This is a genomic window from Methylobacterium mesophilicum (genome assembly GCF_022179445.1).
Lineage (GTDB): Bacteria > Pseudomonadota > Alphaproteobacteria > Rhizobiales > Beijerinckiaceae > Methylobacterium > Methylobacterium mesophilicum.
In genome coordinates this window covers 22976-44633 of the sequence record NZ_BPQU01000023.1, presented here as the reverse complement: position 1 = coordinate 44633, position 21658 = coordinate 22976, and the positions used below count along the sequence as shown (strand labels likewise).

21 protein-coding genes are annotated in these 21658 nt (G+C 66.4%); 9 read left to right on the top strand and 12 right to left on the bottom strand.

The features are described from left to right. Positions 1–209 precede the first annotated feature (209 nt). The 4 genes from MFF40_RS20280 to MFF40_RS20265 all read right to left on the bottom strand — a co-directional run bounded on the left by MFF40_RS20280 (position 210) and on the right by MFF40_RS20265 (position 3046). A complete protein-coding gene (locus tag MFF40_RS20280) occupies positions 210–959 on the bottom strand; it encodes a collagen-like protein (RefSeq protein ID WP_238261967.1) in 750 nt (249 codons plus the stop codon). Between the two features lie 324 nt (positions 960–1283). Continuing rightward, positions 1284–1601: a hypothetical protein gene (locus tag MFF40_RS20275; protein ID WP_238261965.1), complete on the bottom strand. Its 318-nt coding sequence runs from the start codon at positions 1599–1601 to the stop codon at positions 1284–1286. A gap of 294 nt (positions 1602–1895) precedes the next feature. Further along, a complete protein-coding gene (locus MFF40_RS28930) occupies positions 1896–2180 on the bottom strand; it encodes a MucR family transcriptional regulator (protein ID WP_308447714.1) in 285 nt (94 codons plus the stop codon). Between the two features lie 623 nt (positions 2181–2803). Then, a complete protein-coding gene (locus tag MFF40_RS20265; RefSeq protein ID WP_238261963.1) occupies positions 2804–3046 on the bottom strand; it encodes a hypothetical protein in 243 nt (80 codons plus the stop codon). Positions 3047–3606: 560 nt separating this feature from the next. On the opposite strand from MFF40_RS20265, the gene MFF40_RS20260 reads away from it, so the two are divergent. Continuing rightward, a complete protein-coding gene (locus MFF40_RS20260; protein WP_238261961.1) occupies positions 3607–4560 on the top strand; it encodes a metallophosphoesterase in 954 nt (317 codons plus the stop codon). Between the two features lie 394 nt (positions 4561–4954). Here MFF40_RS20260 and MFF40_RS20255 read toward each other — a convergent pair whose 3' ends face one another. The 5 genes from MFF40_RS20255 to MFF40_RS20235 form a co-directional block, all read right to left on the bottom strand. After that, positions 4955–5110: a hypothetical protein gene (locus MFF40_RS20255; protein WP_210249491.1), complete on the bottom strand. Its 156-nt coding sequence runs from the start codon at positions 5108–5110 to the stop codon at positions 4955–4957. Positions 5111–5269: 159 nt separating this feature from the next. Next, positions 5270–5491 (bottom strand): hypothetical protein, encoded by a 222-nt coding sequence (locus MFF40_RS20250; protein WP_147898316.1) that lies wholly within the window; start codon positions 5489–5491, stop codon positions 5270–5272. 78 nt (positions 5492–5569) lie between these two features. Then, positions 5570–5800, bottom strand: a complete 231-nt coding sequence (locus MFF40_RS20245; RefSeq protein WP_238261959.1) for a hypothetical protein — start codon at positions 5798–5800, stop codon at positions 5570–5572. Positions 5801–5887: 87 nt separating this feature from the next. Then, positions 5888–6604: a sugar transferase gene (locus MFF40_RS20240; protein ID WP_238261989.1), complete on the bottom strand. Its 717-nt coding sequence runs from the start codon at positions 6602–6604 to the stop codon at positions 5888–5890. A gap of 716 nt (positions 6605–7320) precedes the next feature. Next, positions 7321–7485 (bottom strand): hypothetical protein, encoded by a 165-nt coding sequence (locus tag MFF40_RS20235; protein ID WP_238261956.1) that lies wholly within the window; start codon positions 7483–7485, stop codon positions 7321–7323. 111 nt (positions 7486–7596) lie between these two features. Between MFF40_RS20235 and MFF40_RS20230 the strand changes: the two genes are divergently transcribed. The 6 genes from MFF40_RS20230 (at position 7597) to MFF40_RS20205 (ending at position 14740) form a co-directional block, all read left to right on the top strand. Then, entirely contained in the window at positions 7597–8211 is a 615-nt protein-coding gene (locus tag MFF40_RS20230) for a collagen-like protein (protein ID WP_238261955.1), read from the top strand. 622 nt (positions 8212–8833) lie between these two features. After that, the gene (locus tag MFF40_RS20225) at positions 8834–10468 is read left to right on the top strand and encodes a TolC family outer membrane protein (protein WP_147857128.1); all 1635 of its coding nucleotides are present in this window, start codon (positions 8834–8836) and stop codon (positions 10466–10468) included. A 123-nt stretch (positions 10469–10591) separates the two neighbouring features. Then, positions 10592–11191 (top strand): PopZ family protein, encoded by a 600-nt coding sequence (locus tag MFF40_RS20220; protein ID WP_238261953.1) that lies wholly within the window; start codon positions 10592–10594, stop codon positions 11189–11191. A gap of 114 nt (positions 11192–11305) precedes the next feature. Further along, complete coding sequence (locus MFF40_RS20215; protein ID WP_238261951.1) at positions 11306–14023, top strand: valine--tRNA ligase; 2718 nt, start codon at positions 11306–11308, stop codon at positions 14021–14023. 154 nt (positions 14024–14177) lie between these two features. Then, entirely contained in the window at positions 14178–14372 is a 195-nt protein-coding gene (locus tag MFF40_RS20210) for a type II toxin-antitoxin system VapB family antitoxin (RefSeq protein WP_147853926.1), read from the top strand. Next, on the top strand, positions 14369–14740 hold the full coding sequence (locus tag MFF40_RS20205) for a type II toxin-antitoxin system VapC family toxin (protein WP_147853927.1): 372 nt from the start codon (positions 14369–14371) through the stop codon (positions 14738–14740). The genes MFF40_RS20210 and MFF40_RS20205 overlap by 4 nt, the downstream gene beginning before the upstream one ends. Positions 14741–14763: 23 nt before the next feature. On the opposite strand, the gene MFF40_RS20200 is transcribed toward MFF40_RS20205, so the two are convergent. Beyond that, positions 14764–15141, bottom strand: a complete 378-nt coding sequence (locus MFF40_RS20200) for a hypothetical protein (RefSeq protein ID WP_147853928.1) — start codon at positions 15139–15141, stop codon at positions 14764–14766. A 331-nt stretch (positions 15142–15472) separates the two neighbouring features. Between MFF40_RS20200 and MFF40_RS20195 the strand changes: the two genes are divergently transcribed. Both MFF40_RS20195 and MFF40_RS20190 read left to right on the top strand, forming a co-directional pair. Beyond that, positions 15473–17029 carry a Do family serine endopeptidase gene (locus MFF40_RS20195; RefSeq protein ID WP_147853929.1) on the top strand — a complete coding sequence of 519 codons (1557 nt, stop codon included), beginning with the start codon at positions 15473–15475 and terminating at the stop codon, positions 17027–17029. Between the two features lie 889 nt (positions 17030–17918). After that, on the top strand, positions 17919–18743 hold the full coding sequence (locus MFF40_RS20190) for a hypothetical protein (protein WP_147898193.1): 825 nt from the start codon (positions 17919–17921) through the stop codon (positions 18741–18743). Here the strand turns inward: MFF40_RS20190 and MFF40_RS20185 are convergent. Next, positions 18730–19524, bottom strand: coding sequence for a phosphorylase (locus MFF40_RS20185; RefSeq protein WP_147898192.1), 795 nt, complete (start codon positions 19522–19524; stop codon positions 18730–18732). The genes MFF40_RS20190 and MFF40_RS20185 overlap by 14 nt on opposite strands. Positions 19525–19622: 98 nt before the next feature. Continuing rightward, a complete protein-coding gene (gene shc / locus MFF40_RS20180; protein ID WP_147898191.1) occupies positions 19623–21620 on the bottom strand; it encodes a squalene--hopene cyclase in 1998 nt (665 codons plus the stop codon). Positions 21621–21658 lie beyond the last annotated feature (38 nt).

The following is a 21658-nucleotide window of genomic DNA, read 5'->3' as shown; positions in this document are numbered from 1 at the left end:
TACGACAAACCATCCCGGCTCAAATAACCGAATCACAGCAGACGCGCCGAAAAATCATATTCTTCGTTACCTCTATTGACCAATCTGAGCCTTTAAACAACACTAAAAACTGCCGCGCAACGCGCACTATTCACGATGCGTCAATGTGTAATCCGAACCAACCGCCAGACGAAAGAAAACTCAGTGCTTTTTGCAATGCGACATCCGCGTCAACGCCGCGCGCAGATCGCCCGGGCCTTCATGGCGGTCGGTACCGAACCCAGGGCAAAGCAGTAGATGCTACTTTCGTCCATAGCGGGGCGCTCGCCGCCGCTACAGGTGCCGTTCACTGCGAACTCGTCGGAGGTGCAGGCGGCCACGCACCGCCCTCCCGCCGTGCACTCCTCGACCTGAACCCGTAAAGCAACGTTGGCAACAGCCGCCTTGCCCTCGGGCCCAGCCGGTCCTGCCGGGCCACGTTCGCCTCTTTCGCCCCCCTGCCCTTTCGCGCCCGCCTGTCCGGCGGGGCCGGGTGGTCCTGCGGGGCCGGCCGGCCCCGGCTCGCCCTTAGCGCCGCGCTCGCCTTGAGGTCCTTCCGGACCCTGTTGACCGGCCGCGCCCTGAGGACCGCGAGGGCCGACCTCGCTCTTGGGCGTGTTCGCCGCAAGCATCACGGGTGCGGGGTACGTTGCGGCCTGCTTCACGGCCGGTGGCCGGGCGCAATAGCCGACGACGGCCTGTCGGCTGAGGGACTCGGACTTCAGCGTCACCACGCAGGTCTCCGGATGGTAGGGAATCCGGAACGCGAAGCGCCCGTCCTGATCGGCCCGTGTGTTAAACTTGTCGTCCAGGACGACGCTGGCCGCGCGAGGCGGCGCCAAAGTCCCGAAGACCCTGAGATCGCCGTTGGAGATCATCGCCATGTCGACGGCGATGTCGCCGGCGGCCCCCGCACCCGAGGACGCGAGGCAGAGCGCCAAGACCAGAAGCGATCGCCGAGCCATCCTGCAAACTCCAAAATTTATGGACAGAGTAGGACTCGGCATAGCTCAGCTCTATCGGGCCGCGGCGTACATATTTCGGCGCATCTGCAGGCAGACGAGACCTGTTCATAAGGCGAAAGATGCGTGAGCACTGCGCCGAACGGCGAGGCCGGTCCTCGCCGATGGCGAGACGATCCGATGTCGTCGGCACCGTGAGGCAGCTGCTGTGCGGGTGTGCGACTACGTAGGTTCTACTGAGCCTAGACCAGAGTGGGACACTCAAGCAGAGCCCTCATCGCAGATGCGTCAGCTTGCGAGAGATCACGCCAGGATATTGAGATAGCGGGCTGCGATATAGGCGGCCAGCACCAGGCCGACGATGCCCGCACCGCTGAACAGAATGGCGAGCCAACGATCGAAGACGGCGGCGTCGCTATCGGCCTGACGGGTCGCGCACGCGACGCAATAGGTGGTGTCCGCGCGGATCGTCTCACCGCAGGATCGACAGATGGGGCGTGCCAGCGGCATCGATTTTTCGTTCGGCATCGCGCAGGTGAATACCAGTTTGGTGTCGCCGATCGCAAATCTCGGGACGCACACAGTCTGGATCAGCGACACAATCACGCGCGAATCGACCATGGGGCATTCCGGGCATAACGCCCCCACGGTTTCATGCCTTCCAAACGGCGTGTCGCGCGCTCCCGATGATCACTCGGTGACCGTTCTGCCGCGGCAAGCGAAGCGAGGTCCTTGCGTCGGCGGCGCCCTACGCGTCTCGTGCCGCCCTGTATCATGTTGCTTCGCGCGTGAGGACGGTGGAGCTCAGGAGAGCCGCGGCGTTACTCCGGAGCCCCTATAATCAGCCCGACTTCTTCCGGCGTTGGACCTTGGACTGCGCACGACTCGGCTCATCGCCGGCGGAGGCCCCTCCGCTTAACCACCCGAGGCCGATCGCCTTCGCCAGAGCGGATCGCCCTTCGGCAAATCCGGCGCAACCATCGGATGATTCCGCTGTAGCCCTAACTTCTCGCGATAACGCTCCGGCGGGAGGCCGCGGCCGGTGAAATGCCTTCCTAAGGTCTTGTAGGGCTTGCCATCCTCGAAGCTGATCAAGGCATCGCGGCCGACCGATCGCCGGATCTCGGCTGCGAACGGTTTCTCGGCCAGGCCCTCTGCAACCGCAGGCGCCGAAGCATGCCCCTGCGCGGCCGCCTCCACAGCATGGTAAACGTTTGCGGGAGGCTTGAGCTAATCTGAGACTTAGATATGATTATTAGAAACATAGACGGTCACGATATTTGCCGTCAGATGCTTGACATCGAGAGGCCGCGCTTTGAGATCGTTGTCCATTTCTAAGTCCTGACGGCACAACCTTCGCCACAGTTCGACGCATTTACGAGGGATGCGTTGATCCGTTCCAGTTTCTTGCCGGGAATTCTTAATTCGTTAACGACGCGTGCCCGGTGAAGCAATTGGCGCGGCGTTCGCTAACGAATAAAATTTTTAGTTCGATCAACAGAATTACGATGGCGCAGATATTTTGAAAAACGCGAGTTGCTGGGTATTTCTAGAGTTAGTACAACGTCAATACAAAACTCAGGATCAAACCACGTATTCGAACGTCGATAATGTTTAGGCGGTGGTCGTTTCCAAAACGAAGGAATGCAATCTTTGTTTCTTTCGAACAGACTGAAATTCGAATTTATTATGCTGCTTGACAGTATGTGACTGTACGGCAGACGGACGTCCCGTCCAGGCATGACCTGCCAACGGATGTTAAAGCTGGCAATAGCGCTACGTTCTGACCGCCGCGGCCAAGGAGCGCTCAACGCGGCAGCAGATCAGTCACTCATCACCAGGGCGTCGGTCACCAGTCGGTTGACCAGAGCATCGCGCTTGGCTTGGCGTATGACGATGCGGGCCGCAGCCCGGGCATTGGCAGCGCGTATGTCGCCCCTAGGAGACCCGTCGCGCAGGGCCCGCCACGCCATGGCGCGAAACCAGTGGGCGTTGGCCAGGGCGATGGCGCGACGATCAGTGACCGCCCCGAAAGCGGGCAGCGCGAGGAAAGAGACGGCGGGCATGGGATCAATCCTGGGCAGTAAAGATACGCCTGCCCGCGAACTGACGGTCTAATTGCATACCGGAACTCGCAGATCAATACTTTTTTCGTCAAACAAAGGAATTTACGATCGAATTTTGGCTCCACACCTGCAATCGCGCGTCGGCCGCCGGCAAAGATTGTATCTGTCTTGTGATTATCTATACAAGACTCAATGTAAGTCGGCAGCAAACATATGCCCGGGCGAGTCCAAAGCTCGATATAAGGCATGAGAATTGATCTGAGTTCGGATACTATAGTCCGCCGCGATTGTCATGGCGGCCCGAGGTCGAGGGTGCGGAACGCGAAGCTTTTGACCCGTTCGAAGCGTTCGCTCTTCCTTCGCATACTTCGATTACTCCACTGACCGCTCATATCGCGATGCCGGCCGGCGGTTCGTGGGTCACCGACCGAAACCCCGACCCCGCGGGTTCGCCGCAGCGGAAAAGTCATCCGGCATCGGCAGCCGTTCCCCCAACCCCGTGCCGCACCAGTGGCCAACCCGTGGTACGGGCCCGCCACGTCCAGCCGAGCCGATGACCGATGCTGACACGCCGCGCGCTCCTGTCCCGACCGACCCTGGCCGCCGCCTGCGCGGCTGCCGGGAGCCTGGTGACGGCGGGCTACGCGACGGCCTTCGAGCCGCATCGGGTCCAGATCCGGCGCTATCGGGTCTGCTCGCCGCCCTGGCCGGCCGGCCTACGCCTGCGGATTGCGGTGCTCACGGATTTCCACGCCCATCCCCGCTGCATGGGCGCGGACGCGATCACCGAGGTGGTGGCGCGCACCAATGCTCTGGAGCCGGACCTCACGGTGCTGCTCGGCGATTACGGCTCCCAAAGCCGGGGGGCGGTCCCGTTCGAGACGGTGGCCGAACGCCTGAGCGGTTTGCGGGCGAAGCGGGGAATCTACGCCATCCAGGGCAATCACGATTGGGGCGACGACCGTGCCGCACTTCGGCGCGGACACGGCCCGACCCGGGCCGAACGCGCCCTGCGGGCGGCCGGCATCGTCTTCCTGGAGAACGCGGCCGTGCGGCTCGATGTGCCGGCCCCGCTCTGGCTGGTGGGGATCGAGAGCGAGGCGACGCCCAGCCGCCCCCTGGCGCCGGACCCGCTCGACCGGCAGAGGTCGCGGATCCTCGCGCAAGCCCTCCGGGACGTCCCCGCCGACGGCGCCGCGATCCTGCTCGCGCACGAGCCCGACCTGTTCGCCACCGGCCTCGACCGGCGGGTCGCGCTCACCCTCTCCGGCCATACCCATGGCGGCCAGGTGCGGATCCTGGGCTGGTCCCCATGGATCCCGTCGCGCTACGGATCGCGCTACGCCCACGGCCATATCGTCGAGGGCGACCGTGACCTGATCGTCTCGGCCGGGCTCGGCTCGCACTTCGTGGCGGGCCGTCCGTTGCGGCTGGGTATCCCGCCCGAGATCGTGGTGGTGGATCTCGGGCGGGATGAAACCGGGGCTGCCCTCGCGGCCGACAGCCCGGGATGACGGGCGCCTCAGCGCGGTGAGACCGGTGCCGGCCTCCCCGAATCCTGCGATCATTCCGGATTGCGCAAAATAAATGCACCGCCCCCGGTGTAGTCCCACGCTATTGTCGTTATATTGCCATATCTAGACCGGTGGATAAGTCCGAAGAGAAAACGTCAAGCTTTCGCGTGCATACCGGTGCGGCGAAGGCGCTCGAGAGGACACGATCATGCATTGGACGGCCGTGATCCTCGCCACCTATTCGCTCGGTCTGGTCGAGTTCTGGCGTCTGTGCCGCGACGCCCCGATCATGCCGGACGAGGCTGCTTGAGCGATCGCTCTCGAAAGGGAGACCGGTTCGCCGTAAGCGGGCGCATCGAATCAGGGGGTGAGGGCCGTCCCGAGCGATCGGGGCTCAGCTGAGAAGCCGCGTCATCGCCCAGCCCAGGATTCCGATCCAGCCGACGACCACCAGCAAAACCACGACCAGGATCGCAGTGGAGCCGTAGCGGGCAAACAGGCGCTGAACCAGGCTGCGCTCCGGATCGGTCGGCCGCGTCTCGCTCTCCAACATCGTTCCTAGCCCAGCCTTCGCGTTGTGCTGAGAAGCGAAGGCTTCCCGAGCAAGTTCCGTGACGTCCTCTGAGCGTGCTCCCCGGGGGCAGGATCCAGGAGGTCGCAACCCGGTCGGCGGCGGGCCGCACGTGGTCGCGCCGTCATGCGCGATGGTTCAGGACCGCCGCGGACGGGCGGCACGGCGCGCGTGCCAGGCGGCGGCGCGGCACCACAGCGCGTCGGGAAGCCGGTACAGCCGCGCCACGCCCGCCATCCCGGCCAGCAGCAGCAGGACCAGATACGCCAGGCCGTTCAGAACCCGGCCCGGCAGCGCCTCCGGCTCGGCCCGGTCGTACCAGAGCGGGTCGGCGTCCCAGTGCGGATCGTTCTCGTCCAAGACTGACCCCCCTCCGCCGCGGACACGGGCGCGGCTCCCTCGGTTAGCAATCGGTTGACCACGGCGAGCCCCGGCGCCTCACCGCTCGCCCGGCAGCGGCCGCAGCAGGGCGCCGAGCAGGAAGCCGAGCTGGCCGCAGACCAGCAGCGCCGCGCCCCGCCGCAGGCTGCCGCCCGCGCTCAGGTGGTGGAGGTGGAACCCGTAGGCGAGTTCACCCGCCACCACCGGCAGGAACACCGGCAGGCCCCAGACCGAGCCGAACCGCCCGAGACCCACCCCGAGCAGCGCGTTCAGCAGCAGACCCTTCATGACGATCCCGCCGCACCACCCCGGACCCCGGGCTGCGCGCTCCGGAGGGCGCGACCGAACGTCGGCGCCGGCCGGGGCACGCCCGCGCTACTTGCTGCCGCGCTGGGCGAGCACGGCCGGGACGGTGCGCAGCATGATCGCGATGTCCCGGCGCAGGCTCCAGCGGCTGGCGTAGTCCAGGTCCAGCGCCACGCGCTCGGCATAGCTGGTGTCGGAGCGGCCCGAGACCTGCCACAGGCCGGTGACGCCGGGCGGCACGGCAAAGCAGGTCGCGAACGCCCGGCCGTAGCGGGCGACCTCGGCCTGCACGATCGGGCGCGGCCCGACCAGGCTCATCTCGCCGCGCAGGACGTTCCACAGCTGCGGCAGCTCGTCGAGCGAGGTCTTGCGCAGCACCTGGCCGATGGCGGTGATGCGCGGGTCGTCGGAGAGCTTGTGCGTGGCGGCCCACTCGGCCCGGGCGCGCGGGCTGGCGGCCAGGTGCGCGGCCAGCACGCCCTCGCCGTCCGTGACCATCGAGCGGAACTTCAGGCAGCCGAAGCTGTGCCCGTCCCGGCCGAGCCGCATGTGCCGGAAGATCGGCGCCTTGCGGTCGCCGGCCCAGACCAGCACGGCGATCAGCAGCATCAGCGGCAGAAGCAGGAACAGCGCGGTCGCCGCCACCCCGATGTCCAGCCCGCGCTTGGCCGCCCAATCGAGCCGAAGCCCCCGCGCCACGAACGGCGTCTCCGGCAGCACAGCCTCCGCAACAGCCTCGGCCGCCTCGCTCACCTGACCGGCAATCTGATCGGCCACGTTCGACATCTCAACCCTATGGTGCGGCGCAGAGGCGCCCTCGGACATCTGGGATTCGGTACGACCCTGCATGGTCTCAGCTCCTCGGTTGAGGCCAATGGCGGGTGGTTAATGATTAGTTACTTCGGGCCTTATAGACGGGGCAAATTGGGCTGACAAGCTGTCAGATATTTTAATTAGCCCCCTTAAACAGGTTATCTTTGTAAAAAAAACGCATATGTGGCGGGGATTAAGCCGTCGCGCGCCGGGTTGTCGGGCGAACCTGACGTTCAGTAGTTGCTACGGAATCCCCCAGGGGGTTCGACCGAAACAACGGCTCGAACAACAACTTACGCAATGTTTGATTGTGCGCCGCACAATCGGGCTCGGCATACCTGGCGGGTACCGGCCAAGTGTCGAATCGGACGGCCTGGCGCTCATGCTGCAATGCCGCGACACCCCAAACGAACAAGGGGCCGAAACCGTTGCATCGGAAAAAACAGCAGTCCCGACGACCCGCCCCCGGTCGTCCACCGTGAAGCGCGCAGGACCGACGCGACCGCGAGCCCGGCGCGGGCAACGGTGTCAGAACAAGGACTTAGGGCGACGCCTCCGTTCGCGCCCCGGTCGCTCCACCCTGTCCCGGCGCCCTGACCATGGGAACCGGAACCGCTCTCGCGATGCGGCACGGCCGCGCTCGGACCACGCGGGCAGTGCCGCGAACCCGGATACCGGACTGTGCGCGATCACACCTGCTCGATGGCATAGACCGCCGACGGACGCGGCCATTCATCGGCCATATTGCGGATGCCTGGCATGCGAATACCGAATTCGGCCGGATACGCCGCTAAAACGGAGCTTTTCACATCAAAATTCTCGCGCGTTATTGCGAATTCAGAAACGAGTGGCATCCTGCCGCCATGAAGCTCGCGAGACCCGACATGAGTCTATCGCGCCGGCGATGCGCCATGGTTCCAATATTCGTAGGGTCTTTGCTCTGGATCGCTCCGGCGAAAGCCGACATGCGTATCGAAGCCGCGAAAATCACTGCCGGCGACCTCTGGGTGCTGGGCAATGCCGGCGAACCCGACGCCGAGATCACCCTGGACGGCAAGTTCTCGCAGCGCACCGATACCCGCGGTTATTTCGAGTTTCACGTCGTCTATCATCCGGCCACTTGCATCGCGACGCTGCGGACGTCCAAGCAGGCGCGCAGCATTGTGGTCGGGGAATGCGGCCAGCAGGCGCCGGGCCTCCCAGGTCCGCCCGGTCCGCGCGGCGAGGCGGGAATCAGGGGTGAGCCCGGCCCGCCGGGCGCGATGGGACCGCCCGGAACGCCGGGGGCCGAGGGCCCCATGGGTGCGCAGGGCGAGCGGGGCCAACAGGGGCAGGAAGGTCCGGTGGGCAGCGCGGGGCCCGCAGGCCCGCCGGGCCCGCGCGGTCCGCAAGGGGTGCCGGGACCGATCGGGAAAGCCGCACCGTCGAGTGCCGCCTTCAAGGCCAAGCCGTCGCCGACCCTCACGGGCTCGGTGGTTAGGCCCCGCGCGACGCGACCACAGCAGGAGCCGGGCCAGGGCTCCGGCGACGCCGTGCCTTCCGAGCCGGGCGCAGGCGTCGCCGCCGACGATCGCTATTGATGCGTCTCCGGCGGCCGCGTCCAAGAGGAGGCAGCGGCGATCCATCGGCGTCCCATCGCGGCGCCGCGGATGTTCGGGGGACGGCCGGGGGAGCCGACGGACGGCTTGCCGGGCGTCCCGCGACGGAGAACGAGCTCTTGGAGCCGCGCACGCACGTCAAACCGGTTGCGTCGGCGCACCCGCGGCTCGGATCGGGCGCCCGGGCCGGGGGCCGATGCGTGCCCGGCTCGGTTCGACCGTCCCGGAGGTTCGCCCCACCATGCGGTTGCACGGAGTTCCCGCGCCGACCGCGCGGCAAACGCGCATCTCCTTCTGAACACGGACGAATTCGCGTTTTCGGCACCGCGTTTACGGCCGGCGTGGCCACCTGCCGAGGCGGCCTGCCATGTGTCACCTTAATGCCCCAACGCACCACATTCCGACGCCGACGCCGGGCAAGCCCGAGCCAAACCGGCGGATTTGCGCTAAGCGTGACGGTGGGGCGGGCTTGATCGGATCCCTGCGTAACGCCGTACCTTGGCCGTTTTCGCGGCGGACATCCGGACCGTTATAAAGACCGCAAGGGCTTGTTATCGTGACAATACGTCCACCAGCGAGTTGCCCCGCGCTCCGAGTGATCGGAATGGCGTCCGGACTCGCGATCCTGGCCACGAATCCGTCCCTCGCCGAGACCTTGGAGAGCGCTCTCGCCAAGGCTTACCAGGGCAATCCGTCTCTCAATGCCAGCCGCGCCGGCGTCCGCGCCATCGACGAGAACGTCGCCATCGCACAGGCGGGCTACCGACCGCAGGTCAATGTCGGCGCCTCGATCGGCGTGCAGTATCTGCAGACCCGCAGCGGCAGCGCGGTCGCTTCCGTCGGCGGAACCGCAGCCGGTTCGGGAACCTCGGCGGCAAGCAGCGGCTCGTCGCTCGGGGGTTCGTCACTGGGCGGCTCGTCACTGGGCGGGACATCGCTCGGCGGCACGACCGGCTCGGCCGTCACCGGGGGCTCCGCCGTCGGAACTTCGACGGGCATCGGCACCAGCGCCGGCGCCGGCTTGGGATCGTCGTCGTCGGGTTTGGCAGCCGGCCAGTCGGCCGGCAGCAGCGGCACGTCCACCGATGTGACCTCTCAGGTGCTGACGTCGTCGAACCGGACCACGCGCACGACCTATCTGCCGAGCAGCGCGAGCCTGACCGTCTCGCAGACGATCTTCAACGGCTTCCAGACCGACAACTCCGTCCGGCGGGCCGAGTCGACCGTCTACAGCCAGCGCGAGACCCTGCGGTTCACCGAACTCACGGTCCTCTACAACGCCGTCCAGGCGTACATGAACGTGCTCAGCAACACTGCGACGCTGGAGCTCAACCGGAACAACGTCGAGGTTCTGGAGGAGCAGCTGCGCCAGACCCGCGACCGCTTCAACGTCGGCGAGGTGACCCGCACCGACGTGGCCCAGGCCGAGGCCCGGCTCGCCGGCGCCCGGTCGCAGGTGAGCGCCGCCGAGTCGACCCTGCGCACCAGCATCGGCGTCTACCGCCAGAATATCGGCGTCGAGCCGCGCCAGCTGGCGCCGGGCCGGCCGCTGGATCGCTATGTCCCGATCAACCTCGATGCGGCCATCGCGATCGGGCTGCGCGAGCATCCGCAGGTCGTGTCGGCCATCCACGCCGTCGATGCCGCGGAAGCCCAGGTCAAGATCCTGGAGGGTCAGCTCGCGCCGACGCTCAGCCTGCAGGGCTCGCTGAGCCAGCTCTACGATCAGAACGGCCCGAACACGAGCTTCTTCGTCGGGTTCGTGGGCGGCCGGCTCAACATCCCGATCTACGAGGGCGGCCAGACCTACGCACAGATCCGGCAGGCCAAGGAGACGGTCGGCCAGACCCGCATCCAGGTCGATCAGGTCCGCGACCAGGTCCGGGCCCAGATCGTCGATTTCTGGGGTCGCCTGGAGGCCGCCAAGGCCCAGGTCATCGCCGCGCAGGCACAGGTCCAGGCCAACGAGGTCGCGCTCAACGGCGTGCGCGAGGAGGCCCGCGTCGGCCAGCGCACCACCCTGGACGTGCTCAACGCCCAGCAGGAACTGCTGAACTCGCGGGTGAACCTGATCCTGGCCCAGCGCGACCGGGTGATCTTCTCCTACGGCGTGGTCCAGTCGATCGGGCAGCTCACCGCCCGCTTCACCGCCCTGCCGGTGGAGTACTACAGTGCCAAGATCCACTACGATCAGGTCAAGGATCTGTGGTTCGGCCTGCGCACCCCGGACGGACGCTGAGGTCTTTTCCCCGGGGAGTGTGGTGCAGGCGCGCTTGCCGCGACGAATTGGCATGGAATACTGTTTGACGACCGGCCCGATCGGGTCATCCTCCGAACATCCCATGCCTGAGCGCGCCTGTTGATGAGTGCAGCGAGCCCCAAGATCCCGGACTCGAAATTCCAGGACAAGGCTGCCGATAAGGCGCATGAGCCTTCGATGGAGGAGATCCTCGCCTCGATCCGGAGGATCATCGCGGACGATCAGGCGGCCAAGCCCGCCGAGATCGCGCCGTCGCCCGAGCCCGAGCCCGACGACGTGCTCGACCTCGCCGAGGTCGCCGAGCCGGTCATCCGGCCCCGCGCCGTGGCCCCGCCGGAGCCGCCCCCGGCCCCCCTCGACTTCGACGCGATCGACTTCGAGGACGAGGCGTTCTCCGAGCCGGAGCCCGAGCCCGAGCCGCCGCCCGCGCGGCCGACCCCGCAGCCGCAGCCGGTGTTCCAGGCGCCGCCACGGCCGGAGCCGGAGGCCGAGACCCTGGTCTCGGCGGCGACCGACGCCAGCGTCAACGGCGCCTTCAACCTGCTGGCCCACACGGTCCTGACCCAGAACGCCCGCACGCTTGAGGATCTGGTCAAGGACATGCTCCGGCCGATGCTCAAGTCCTGGCTGGACGACAACCTGCCGGCCGTGGTCGAGCGGCTGGTCCGGGCCGAGATCGAGCGGGTCTCGCGCGGCCGCTGAGCGCCCTGCCCTCCGGCATCGGGCCTGCCCGGTGCCGGGCGCGTGTTGACGGACGCGGCCTGACGGTCGAAAGCGGGTCCAACCCTGTTGGACGAGCGCCGGCCCATACCTGCGATGATGGACAAGACCTTCGAGCCCGCCTCCGTCGAGGCGCGGATCTCCGCCGCCTGGGCGGACGCGGACGCCTTCCGCGCCGGCCGGCCCGAGCGCGCCGGAGCCCCCCCCTACTGCATCGTGATCCCGCCGCCGAACGTGACGGGCTCGCTGCATATGGGCCACGCCCTCAACAACACGCTCCAGGACGTGCTCTGCCGGTTCGAGCGGATGCGCGGCAAGGACGTGCTCTGGCAGCCCGGCACCGACCACGCCGGCATCGCCACCCAGATGGTGGTGGAGCGCCGGATGATGGAGCGCCAGGAGCCGGGCCGCCGGGAGATCGGCCGGGCCGCCTTCGTGGAGAAGGTCTGGGCCTGGAAGGCCGAATCCGGCGGCGCCATCGTCAACCAGCTCAAGCGGCTCGGCGCGTCCTGCGACTGGTCGCGCGAGCGCTTCACCATGGACGAGGGCCTGAGCCGCGCCGTGCTCAAGACCTTCGTGGACCTGCACCGCCAGGGCCTGATCTACCGCGACAAGCGGCTGGTGAACTGGGACCCGAAGTTCCAGACCGCGATTTCGGACCTCGAGGTCCAGCAGATCGAGACGAAGGGCCATCTCTGGCACTTCGACTATCCGATCGTCGACGCGAGCGGGGCCGAGACCGGCGAGGTCATCACGGTCGCGACCACCCGGCCCGAGACGATGCTGGGCGATACCGGCATCGCGGTCCACCCGGAGGATGCGCGCTACACGGCGCTGGTCGGCAAGCAGGTCCGCCTGCCGCTGGTCGGCCGCCTGATCCCGATCGTCGCCGACACCTATTCCGACCCCGAGAAGGGCACCGGCGCGGTCAAGATCACGCCCGCCCACGACTTCAACGACTTCGACGTCGGCCGGCGCTGCAACCTCGGGGTGATCAACATCCTCGACCCCGAGGGCCGGATGCTGCTCGACGGCAACGCCGCGTTCCTGGCCGACGCCTCGCCCGAGCCCGAGGCCCTGGCGCTGCACGGCCTCGACCGGGCGCAGGCCCGCAAGGAGGTCGTCGCCCTGATGGAGGCGCGCGGCCGTCTGCGCGCCGTCGAGCCCAACACCCACGCGGTGCCGCACGGCGACCGCTCGGGCGTGGTGATCGAGCCCTATCTCACCGATCAGTGGTACGTGAACGTGAAGCCGCTGGCCGAGCGCGCGCTCCAGGCGGTGCGCGACGGCCAGACCAAGTTCGTCCCCGAGACCTACGAGAAGACCTTCTTCCAGTGGCTCACCAACATCGAGCCCTGGTGCATCTCGCGCCAGCTCTGGTGGGGCCACCAGATCCCGGTCTGGTACGATGACGACGGCGGGATCTTCGTGGCCGAGAGCGAGAAAGGGGCCCTCGCGCAGGCCGAGGCCAAGCACGGCCGTCCGGTCGCGCTGACCCGCGACGCGGACGTCCTCGACACGTGGTTCTCCTCCGCGCTCTGGCCGTTCTCGACGCTGGGCTGGCCGGATTCGACCCCGGAATTCGCCCGCTATTACCCGACCAACGCCCTGGTGACCGGCAAGGACATCCTGTTCTTCTGGGTCGCCCGGATGATGATGATGGGCCTGCACCTCACCGACCGGGCGCCGTTCGAGACGGTCTACCTGCACACGCTGGTGCGCGACGCCTCCGGCGCCAAGATGTCGAAGTCGAAGGGCAACGTCGTCGATCCCCTCGAGCTGATCGATCAGGTCGGGGCCGACGCCCTGCGCTTCACCCTGTGCGCGCTCGCGGTCCAGGGTCGCGACATCAAGCTCTCGGCCGACCGGGTCCAGAGCTACCGCAACTTCGCGACCAAGCTCTGGAACGCCGCCCGCTTCGCCGAGCTGAACGGCTGCCAGCTCGACCCGGCCTACGACCCACGGGCGATCACCGGGGCGATCAACCGCTGGGCGCTCACCGAGGCCGCCCGCGCCGTGGGCGAGGTGACGGCGGCCCTCGAAGCCTACCGGTTCAACGACGCGGCCGGCACCGCCTACCGCTTCGTCTGGAACATTTTTTGTGATTGGTACCTCGAACTCGCCAAGCCGGTGCTGCAGGGCGAAGGCGTCGATCCGGCCGTCCGGGCCGAGACCCAGGCGACGGTGGCGTTCCTGATCGATCAGGTCGCCAAGCTGCTGCATCCGTTCATGCCGTTCCTCACGGAGGAACTCTGGGCGATCAAGGGCGCCGCGATCCCCGAGCGCGGCCTCCTGGCGCTCGCCGCCTGGCCGGATCTTGCCGGGCTCGCGGATGCCGACGCCGAGGCCGAGGTCGGCTTCGTGGTCGACCTCGTAACCCAGGTTCGCTCGGCCCGCTCCGAGACCAGCGTCCCGGCCGCGGCGCAGATCCCCCTGGTGATGGTCGGGGCGTCCCCGGAGGTGCGGACCCGGGTCGAGGCCTGGCGGGACACGCTGCTGCGCCTGGCCCGGCTCTCGGAAATCACCTTTTCGGATACGCCGCCGAAGAACTCGGTGCAGCTCCTCGTGCGCGGCAGCGTCGCGGCCCTGCCCCTCGAAGGCATCGTCGACCTCGCCGGCGAGGTCGCGCGCCTGAAGAAGGAGCAGGGCAAGGCGCAGGGCGAGATCAAGAAGGTCGACGCCAAGCTCGGCAACGCCGACTTCGTCGCCCGCGCCCCCGAGGACATCATCGAGGAGAACCGCGAGCGCCGGGAGGCCGAGGCCGCGCGGCTCGTGAAGATCGAGGAGGCGCTGGCGCGGTTGAGCGGGGATTGATCGCTTCGCTCACCACATGCGCGTAATCTGCGTCCCTCTCGTGCGGGCATCCGCGGCATCGCAACGATGAACGGCTGAACGGCTGTCGAGCGCGGCTAGGCATGAAAATGGCGTCATATGATGCCATCATCGATGCCGCGCGGGGGAGAGCGTGATGCGGACGACGATCAACCTGGACGATGATTTGCTGGCCAAGGCGCAGCACTACACAGGCATCACTGAGAAATCGGAACTGGTCCGCGAAGCCCTGCGCGCGCTGGTCCAGCGTGAGGCGTCCCGGCGCATGATCCTGCTGGGGGGGAGCGATTCGAACGCCCAGGCCGGGACGCGCCGACGATCCGAACCGTGATCATCATCGATACGAACATCTGGATCGATCACCTCGCGGCGGCGGATCCATCCGTCACCGCAATCCTGACCGAGATGAGCCAGCGTGTTCATCCCTTCGTCATCGGCGAACTGGCGCTGGGCAGCGTCCGGGATCGCGAACGCATTATCGCGACCCTGGAAGACATGCCGTCGGCCGACGTCGCGGCCCACGACGGAGTCATGCCTTTGATCGCGGAGCACGCCTTGCACGGCCTCGGCATCGGCTATGTCGACGCGCATCTCCTGGCATCGGCGAAGCTGATGCCAGGCTCCCGAATTTGGACACGCGACAGACGCTTGGCTGCAGTGAGCGACCGGCTCGGGGTGTCGTACCGAGCGGTCCAGTAGGGCCGCAGCCCGGCGAGGCGTTTTCAGCGACGGGTGCCGAGGGGACCCACGAACGGGTTGGGCGCGCTCACGCTGCCATACGAATCGCTGTTCGAGCTGCCGAAACCGTCGCCCGTCGGGCCGCGCGGGTGGGTGGAATAGTCGGGCGGCACGTAGATCCCGGCCCGGCTCCGATAGCCGGGCTTCAGGTTGGCCGGGTTCCCGGGGGCAGCGCCGTCCTCGTAACGCCGCGTATCGACCTCCTCGATGGAATGGGACTTGGTCTTCGGAGGCTTCAGCTTGGTCCGATCGCCGACAGCCGGCTTTTCGTCGAAATAGTTTCGATAATCCGAGTACCGATCGGCTGCCAAAGCGCCGGTGACCGAACCCAAGAGCAGGACCACCGCAAACACCGTCTTCATCGCCCGATCCTCACGCATCTCACGCGACGCCAGCCGGCAGAGCCAAACGTTATGGCCGCCTGCCGTTCGATCGGAGTGTAGCGCCATCGCCCGAGCGCGCCGGTGACAGGTGGCACAAGCGAGGGACTTTTCGCGAATCGCCCTCCCGGCTCGGCGCTGCCGGGTCGCCGGCCGGGGGCCGGCCATGGCCGCCCCGCCCCCGGATCGGCGCACATGTCCAAACCGTAATTTGACCGCCACGCCGGGGTCAGGCGCCGCCCGTTAGACCGATCCCATCGACCGCCGCGTCCACCGGCGTCGCCCCGATCCGTTCGAAGAGGTTGCGATCCCCATGACCGAGACCCGTCCCCAAAGCTCGCTGTCCGGCCGGACCTCGCGCCGTGCCCTCGCCTCGGTGGCTGCCGCCGCGCTGATCGCCGGCGGTGCCCTCGGCACCACCCTGCCTTCCGTGACCCCCGCCTACGCCCAGGCCCTGCCAAAGACCCCGATCGAGGCTCCGGAGCATCCGCCGGGTTCGTTCGCCGGCATCGTCAACAAGGTGAAGCCGGGCGTCGTCTCGGTGAAGGTCAAGCTCGACGACTCGGCAAGCAGCGACGACGAGGACGGTCCCGGCCAGGGCTCCGGCCAGGGCCAGAACCTCCAGAACGTGCCGCCGCAGCTGCGTGAGTTCTTCCGCCGGTTCGGCCAGAACGGTCCGGGCGGCGGCCAGCCCCAGCCGCAGCAGCGCCAGGGCTCGCGCGGCGCGGTCGGCTCCGGCTTCATCATCTCGGCGGACGGCTACGTCGTGACCAACAACCACGTGGTCGATCACGCCAAGACCGTGCAGGTGACCCTCGACGACGGCCGTACCCTGGACGCGAAGGTGATCGGCAAGGATGCCAAGACCGACGTCGCGCTCCTGAAGATCAACGAGGGCTCGAACTTCCCCTACGTCCAGTTCGGCAAGACCGCCCCGCAGGTCGGCGACTGGGTGGTGGCGATCGGCAACCCGTTCGGCCTCGGCGGCACCGTCACGGCCGGCATCGTCTCGGCCCGCGGCCGCGACATCGGTGCGGGGCCCTATGACGACTTCCTGCAGATCGATGCCCCGATCAACAAGGGCAATTCCGGCGGCCCGACCTTCAACGTCAACGGCGAGGTGGTCGGCGTGAACACCGCCATCGCGTCCCCGTCGGGCGGCAGCGTCGGCTTGGCCTTCGCGATCCCGGCCGAGACCGTGCAGGCGGTGGTCGAGCAGCTCCGCACCGACGGCAAGGTCGCCCGCGGCTACCTCGGCGTGCAGATCCAGCCGGTGACGCAGGACATCGCCGACGGGCTCGGCCTCGACAAGGCGAAGGGCGCCCTCGTGGACCATGCCGAGAACGGCACCCCGGCGGCCCAGGCCGGGCTGAAGGCCGGCGACGTGATCGAGAAGGTCAACGGCGACACGGTGGACAGCGCCCGGGAGCTCTCGCGCCGGATCGCCGGCATGAAGCCCGGCGCCAAGGTCGAGCTGAGCTACCTCCGGGGCGGCAAGACCGACACCGCGACGGTGACGCTCGGCGCCATGCCCACCGACGGCACCAAGGTCGCCGCCCGCGAGGACGATTCGGGCAACGGCCAGCCGCGGCTCGGCCTCAACCTCGCGCCGGCCGCCGATGTCGGCCTATCCGAGCAGGGCGTCGCCGTCGTGCAGGTCGATCCCGACGGTCCCGCCGCCGCCAAGGGCATCGAGGCCGGCGACGTGATCCTGGACGTGGGTGGCCAGAGCGTGACCCGCCCCTCCGACGTCGCCGCGCAGATCCGCACGGCGGAGTCGAGCGGCCGCAAGGCGGTGCTGATGCGGGTGAAGAGCAGCAAGGGCCAGACCCGCTTCGTGGCGGTGTCCCTGAGCAAGAAGGCCGGCTGACGCCGGTTCAGACTCGGCGCGGGGTATCTTCTACCCCCGCGCCGCTTCATGGGTTTTCCACACTGATGCCGGCCTCACAGGTCGGCATTTTTTGTTTCGCCCGCTTTGAGAAGACGGCTGAATTCGCAACCCTGCAACTCAATTTATCCTGAGAGATCAAAGCGACGGGGCCACCGCCAAACCTCGCTCACAAGGTTATTTAAATATTTTTTACAGTAGTTGTTTAGAGAAAAGGTCGCGTACATGCAAATTCATTTATGTTGTCTTTCACCGTGAGAATCGCAATCAAGATCATCGGAAAATACGTTGATTTATATTCTGAAAATAGCTGGAACCGATTTATACACCACCGATAGTCGTAGAAAATTAGCTATACTGCATTTTGACGAGCATACAAATCCCAGCTTGAATCAATAGATTGAAGTATCGAAACGCATTTTTGAGGCGTCCTACGACAAAAAAATTTCGAACTTCTATTATATATTATTATAAGAGCTGCCAATACGGCGTCAGTTGAAATACATGTTTTGTTGACTCCAGCATAAAATCTTGCGATCGATGTTTACGTCCGCGCATGACACCAGCATCGTTCGCAATAAGCGCGTTATTAGCTGGATTTAATAAACAATTTATTTGGCGCTATACTGCTCGCCGCCAATACGCAGCCTCGAGAGTCTAGACCGTTATGGGAAAAACTACCCAGGATCAGAGGTATGTGCTGTGCAGGCCGGACGCTGGATTGAACGACATTTTGTGTCAGATTGAACTCATGCATCGGTATGCAGATAGATCTGGCCGGACCCTTATTGTCGATACCGCGTACGCCAATTCTATAACATTCAAAGACGAGATGTCTAATTACTTTACAAGCAAGGAATCAAATCTGGTCTTGAGCGCACGGAATTTGATCGAGTCGTTCGACTCGATGGTTGTGTTTCCGCCCGCCCTTCAAGGACGTGTCAATGGTTATTACCCTTGGGTAAGAGACGAACGCGACGAGATTGTTGATTGGGAGACCGGGATTCCTGTCTCGTTTGATATGAGCATGGATTATCCGCATCAGCTACTTGTCCATCACGCCTATGGCGGAGGCGCGATATCCTTATTTGCTTTAACGAAACTCACCATCAACGATAATATCATCGACCAACTTGTGGAACGAATGGACACGATTGGATCGCCGTACAGCGCCATACACATACGGAATACGGATTATAAAACCAACTACAAACCGACTATTGAAAGGCTCAGGAATTCTGTACTCACTCCAGTTTTTATATCAACCGATAGTCTCGAATGCCGAAATTACTGCGAACAGGCTTTCGGCGCCCAAAATGTTTTCTATTTCTCGAACCTTCCGCATGATGGTAAGGCAATCCATTACAACCAAGGATTTTCAGATATATTCCAAAGAAATGCAGACGCGATACTGGATCTGTTAATGCTTGCCCTTTCATCACGATTTCATCGGGTGAGCCGCGATGGCAGTCCCGATGGCGCGGTTCGAGGTTACTCGATGCTTGCGGAAAATCTTTTCACCTACGATGGCATACTGCTTTCGCTCTTCGGAACCAACAGCCGGGCGCTGACGATCCTGAAGCGTGCTATCGAATGGCGAAAACAAGCGATAGACGGTTTTCTGTCCGTGATGACGGGAACAGCCCGCACGGATCCCAAGAGGTGCCACTCCTGGGGAACCCTCAGGCTTGGGTGATCGGTACCGGAATCCCGAGCCCCGGTCCCAACCGCGTGCGGCACTTGCCCAAGGCCGCGAACGCCGCGTTCGAATCACGGGCCAACCGCATCAGGTCGCCGAGCCGCGCCCTACCCCGGGCAAAAGCGAAAAACACCGCGGCGATGTCGGGCTCGCCGTCCGGGGTGAGCGCCTCTGCGGCAAAGGCCGGAAGCGCCTGGTTGGCGGGGTCGCAGACCACCCGGAGGGCCGCGAAGGGCAGGCCGTGGCGGCCCGCGAAGGCGGCGGCGACGTGGGATTCCATGTCGACGGCGGCGGCGCCGGTCAGGGCGCGCAGGTCCGCCTTGCCGTCGACCCCGAGAACGGCGGTGTCGACCCCCGCGAGGTCGGCCGGGATGACCCGGGGACCGATGCCCGCCAGGGCGTTGAGCAGCGTGGCGGAGAGATCGAGGTCGGCGGCGCGCCGGCCTTCCTCGCCGATGACCCCGGTACCCACCACCACGTCGCCGGGCTTCAGGGACGGGTCGAGGCCGCCCGCGATGCCGAAGCTGATCACCGCCCGGCAGCCGGGCTGCGGGCGCGCGTCGAGGAGCTGGCGCAGGCGGTGCGGGTTGCCGCCGGCACCGACCGCCTCGACCCCCTCCCCGGCCGCGAGGCGGCGCTCGCGGGCGAGACCGGTGACGGCGAGGACGGGCGCGGCAGGATCGATCATCGCGCGCTGGTGGACCAGTCCGGCGAGCTCCGCAAGGAGCCGCGAGCGCCGGGGTGCCGGCGCCGCGGGATCGTCGTCGGAGGAAGCCACGTTCGCAATACCGGGGTTCGCGGGCGGAAGGACTCTTGCGATCCGCTCCGGCGTCGTCCCGAACGGTGGCGCCGGCCCGAAGGTCGGCGCCGGGCGCGTCACATGCCGAACTGGACGCGCCGGCTGTTGGTGCGCTTCAGGTTGCGGAACCGCGCCATCGCCCAGAGCGGGAAGAACTTCGGGTAGCCATGGTACCGCAGGTAGAACACCCGCGGGAAGCCCGTGGCGGTGTAGCGCTCCTCGTTCCAGAATCCGTCCGCGCCCTGCGTGCGGGTCAGGAAGTTGATGCCGCGGGTCACGGCCGGGTCGTCGACCGCGCCGGCCGCCATCAGGGCCAGCAGCGCCCAGGCGGTCTGCGAGGCCGTGGACGAGCCCGCCTCGAAGGCCGGATCGATCTTGTAGGACGAGGCGTCCTCGCCCCAGCCGCCATCCGGGTTCTGGATCCGGATCAGCCAGGACACCGAGCGCTGGATCCGCGGATCGGCGGAATCGACCCCCGCGGCGTTGAGAGCGCACAGCACCGACCAGGTGCCGTAGATGAAGTTCATGCCCCAGCGGCCGTACCAGGAGCCGTCCTCCTCTTGGTCGTTGAGCAGGTAGTTCACGCCGCGGTCGAGCGCCCGGGAGGTCTCCCGGGTCTCGCCGAGCTGCGCCAGCATCCCGACCACGCGGGCGGTGACGTCCGCGGTCGGCGGGTCGAGCAGCGCGCCGTGGTCGGAGAACGGGATGTGGTTGAGGTACATGTGGTTGTTGTCGGCGTCGAACGCCGCCCAGCCGCCGTCCTGCGACTGCAGGCCCTCGACCCATTCCCGGGCGCGGGCGATCGAGGCCTTGTAGTCCGGCATGCCGGCGACCAGCCCGTGCTGGTGCATGGCCCGGTCCATGGCCATCACCACCACGGCGGTGTCGTCGAGATCGGGGTAGTGCGCGTTGGCGTACTGGAAGGCCCAGCCGCCGGGGCGGACCTTCGGCTTGCGCGCCGCCCAGTCGCCGACGATGTCGAGCACCTGGCGGGGCTTCAGCCAGTCGAGCCCGGCGCGGGCCTGGGCCTCGGCCTCGGGGCTGCCGGCCTCCAGGAGGGCGTGCGCGGCCAGCGCCGTATCCCAGACCGGGGAGACGCAGGGCTGGACGTAGGCCTCGTCGGCCTTCTCGACCACCAGCTTCTCGATGGCGTCGCAGGCGACGCGGACCTGCGGGTGATCGGGGCGGTAGCCCATCACCTCGTACATCAGCACCGAGTTGACCATGGCGGGGAAGATCGCCCCCAGGCCATCCTCGCCGTTCAGGCGCTCGCTGACCCAGGCGCGGGCCTTCTCCATGGCGCGCTGGCGGCTCTTGCGCGGCAGGCGGTCCTCGACCAGCTGCAGCATCCGGTCGATGAAGCCGAAGATCGGCGTCCACGGCCAAGTCGCGTGCGGGGAGCCCGGCCAGGTGCGGACGCTCTCGGGCGGCGTGATGAACAGCTCCTGGACGCTGATCCCGCGCGGGTTGCGGGCGCGCGGCTTGGTCGCCTGGAGCACGAACAGCGGCACCACGGTGGTGCGAGCCCAGTAGCTGATCTTGTCGAGGTGGAACGGGAACCACTTCGGCAGGAACATCACCTCCACGGGCATCACCGGCACGGCGCGCCAGGGCACCTCACCGTAGAGCGCCAGCATGAAGCGGGTGAAGACGTTGGCGTTGGCCGCGCCGCCGCGGGACAGGATCGCCTCCCGGGCCCGGCGCATGTACGGCGCCTCGATGTCCTCGCCGATCATCTTGAGGGCGAAATACGCCTTGACCGTGCAGCTCATGTCGAACGGCCCCTCGTGGACGAGGGCCCAGCCGCCGTGCCGGCCTTGGGTGCGGCGCAGGTAGTTGCCGATCTTGGCCTCGAGGCCTTCGGGCACGGGCGTGCCGCGGAAGTGGTGGAACAGGACGTATTCGGACGGAATCGTGGCATCGGCCTCGAGTTCGAAGCAGATATGCCCGTCGTCGTGCGCCAGGTTGATCAGCGCGCGCGTCGCCTGCGCCACGCCGCGCTCGACGTCGTCGAGCGAGATCCCCTGGGTCTTCGAGCGCTGAAGCGGCTCGACCTTGCTTACGGCCTCTCTCATGGTCCTCGCCTCGAACGGCCGCTGCGTTGCGGCCGCCA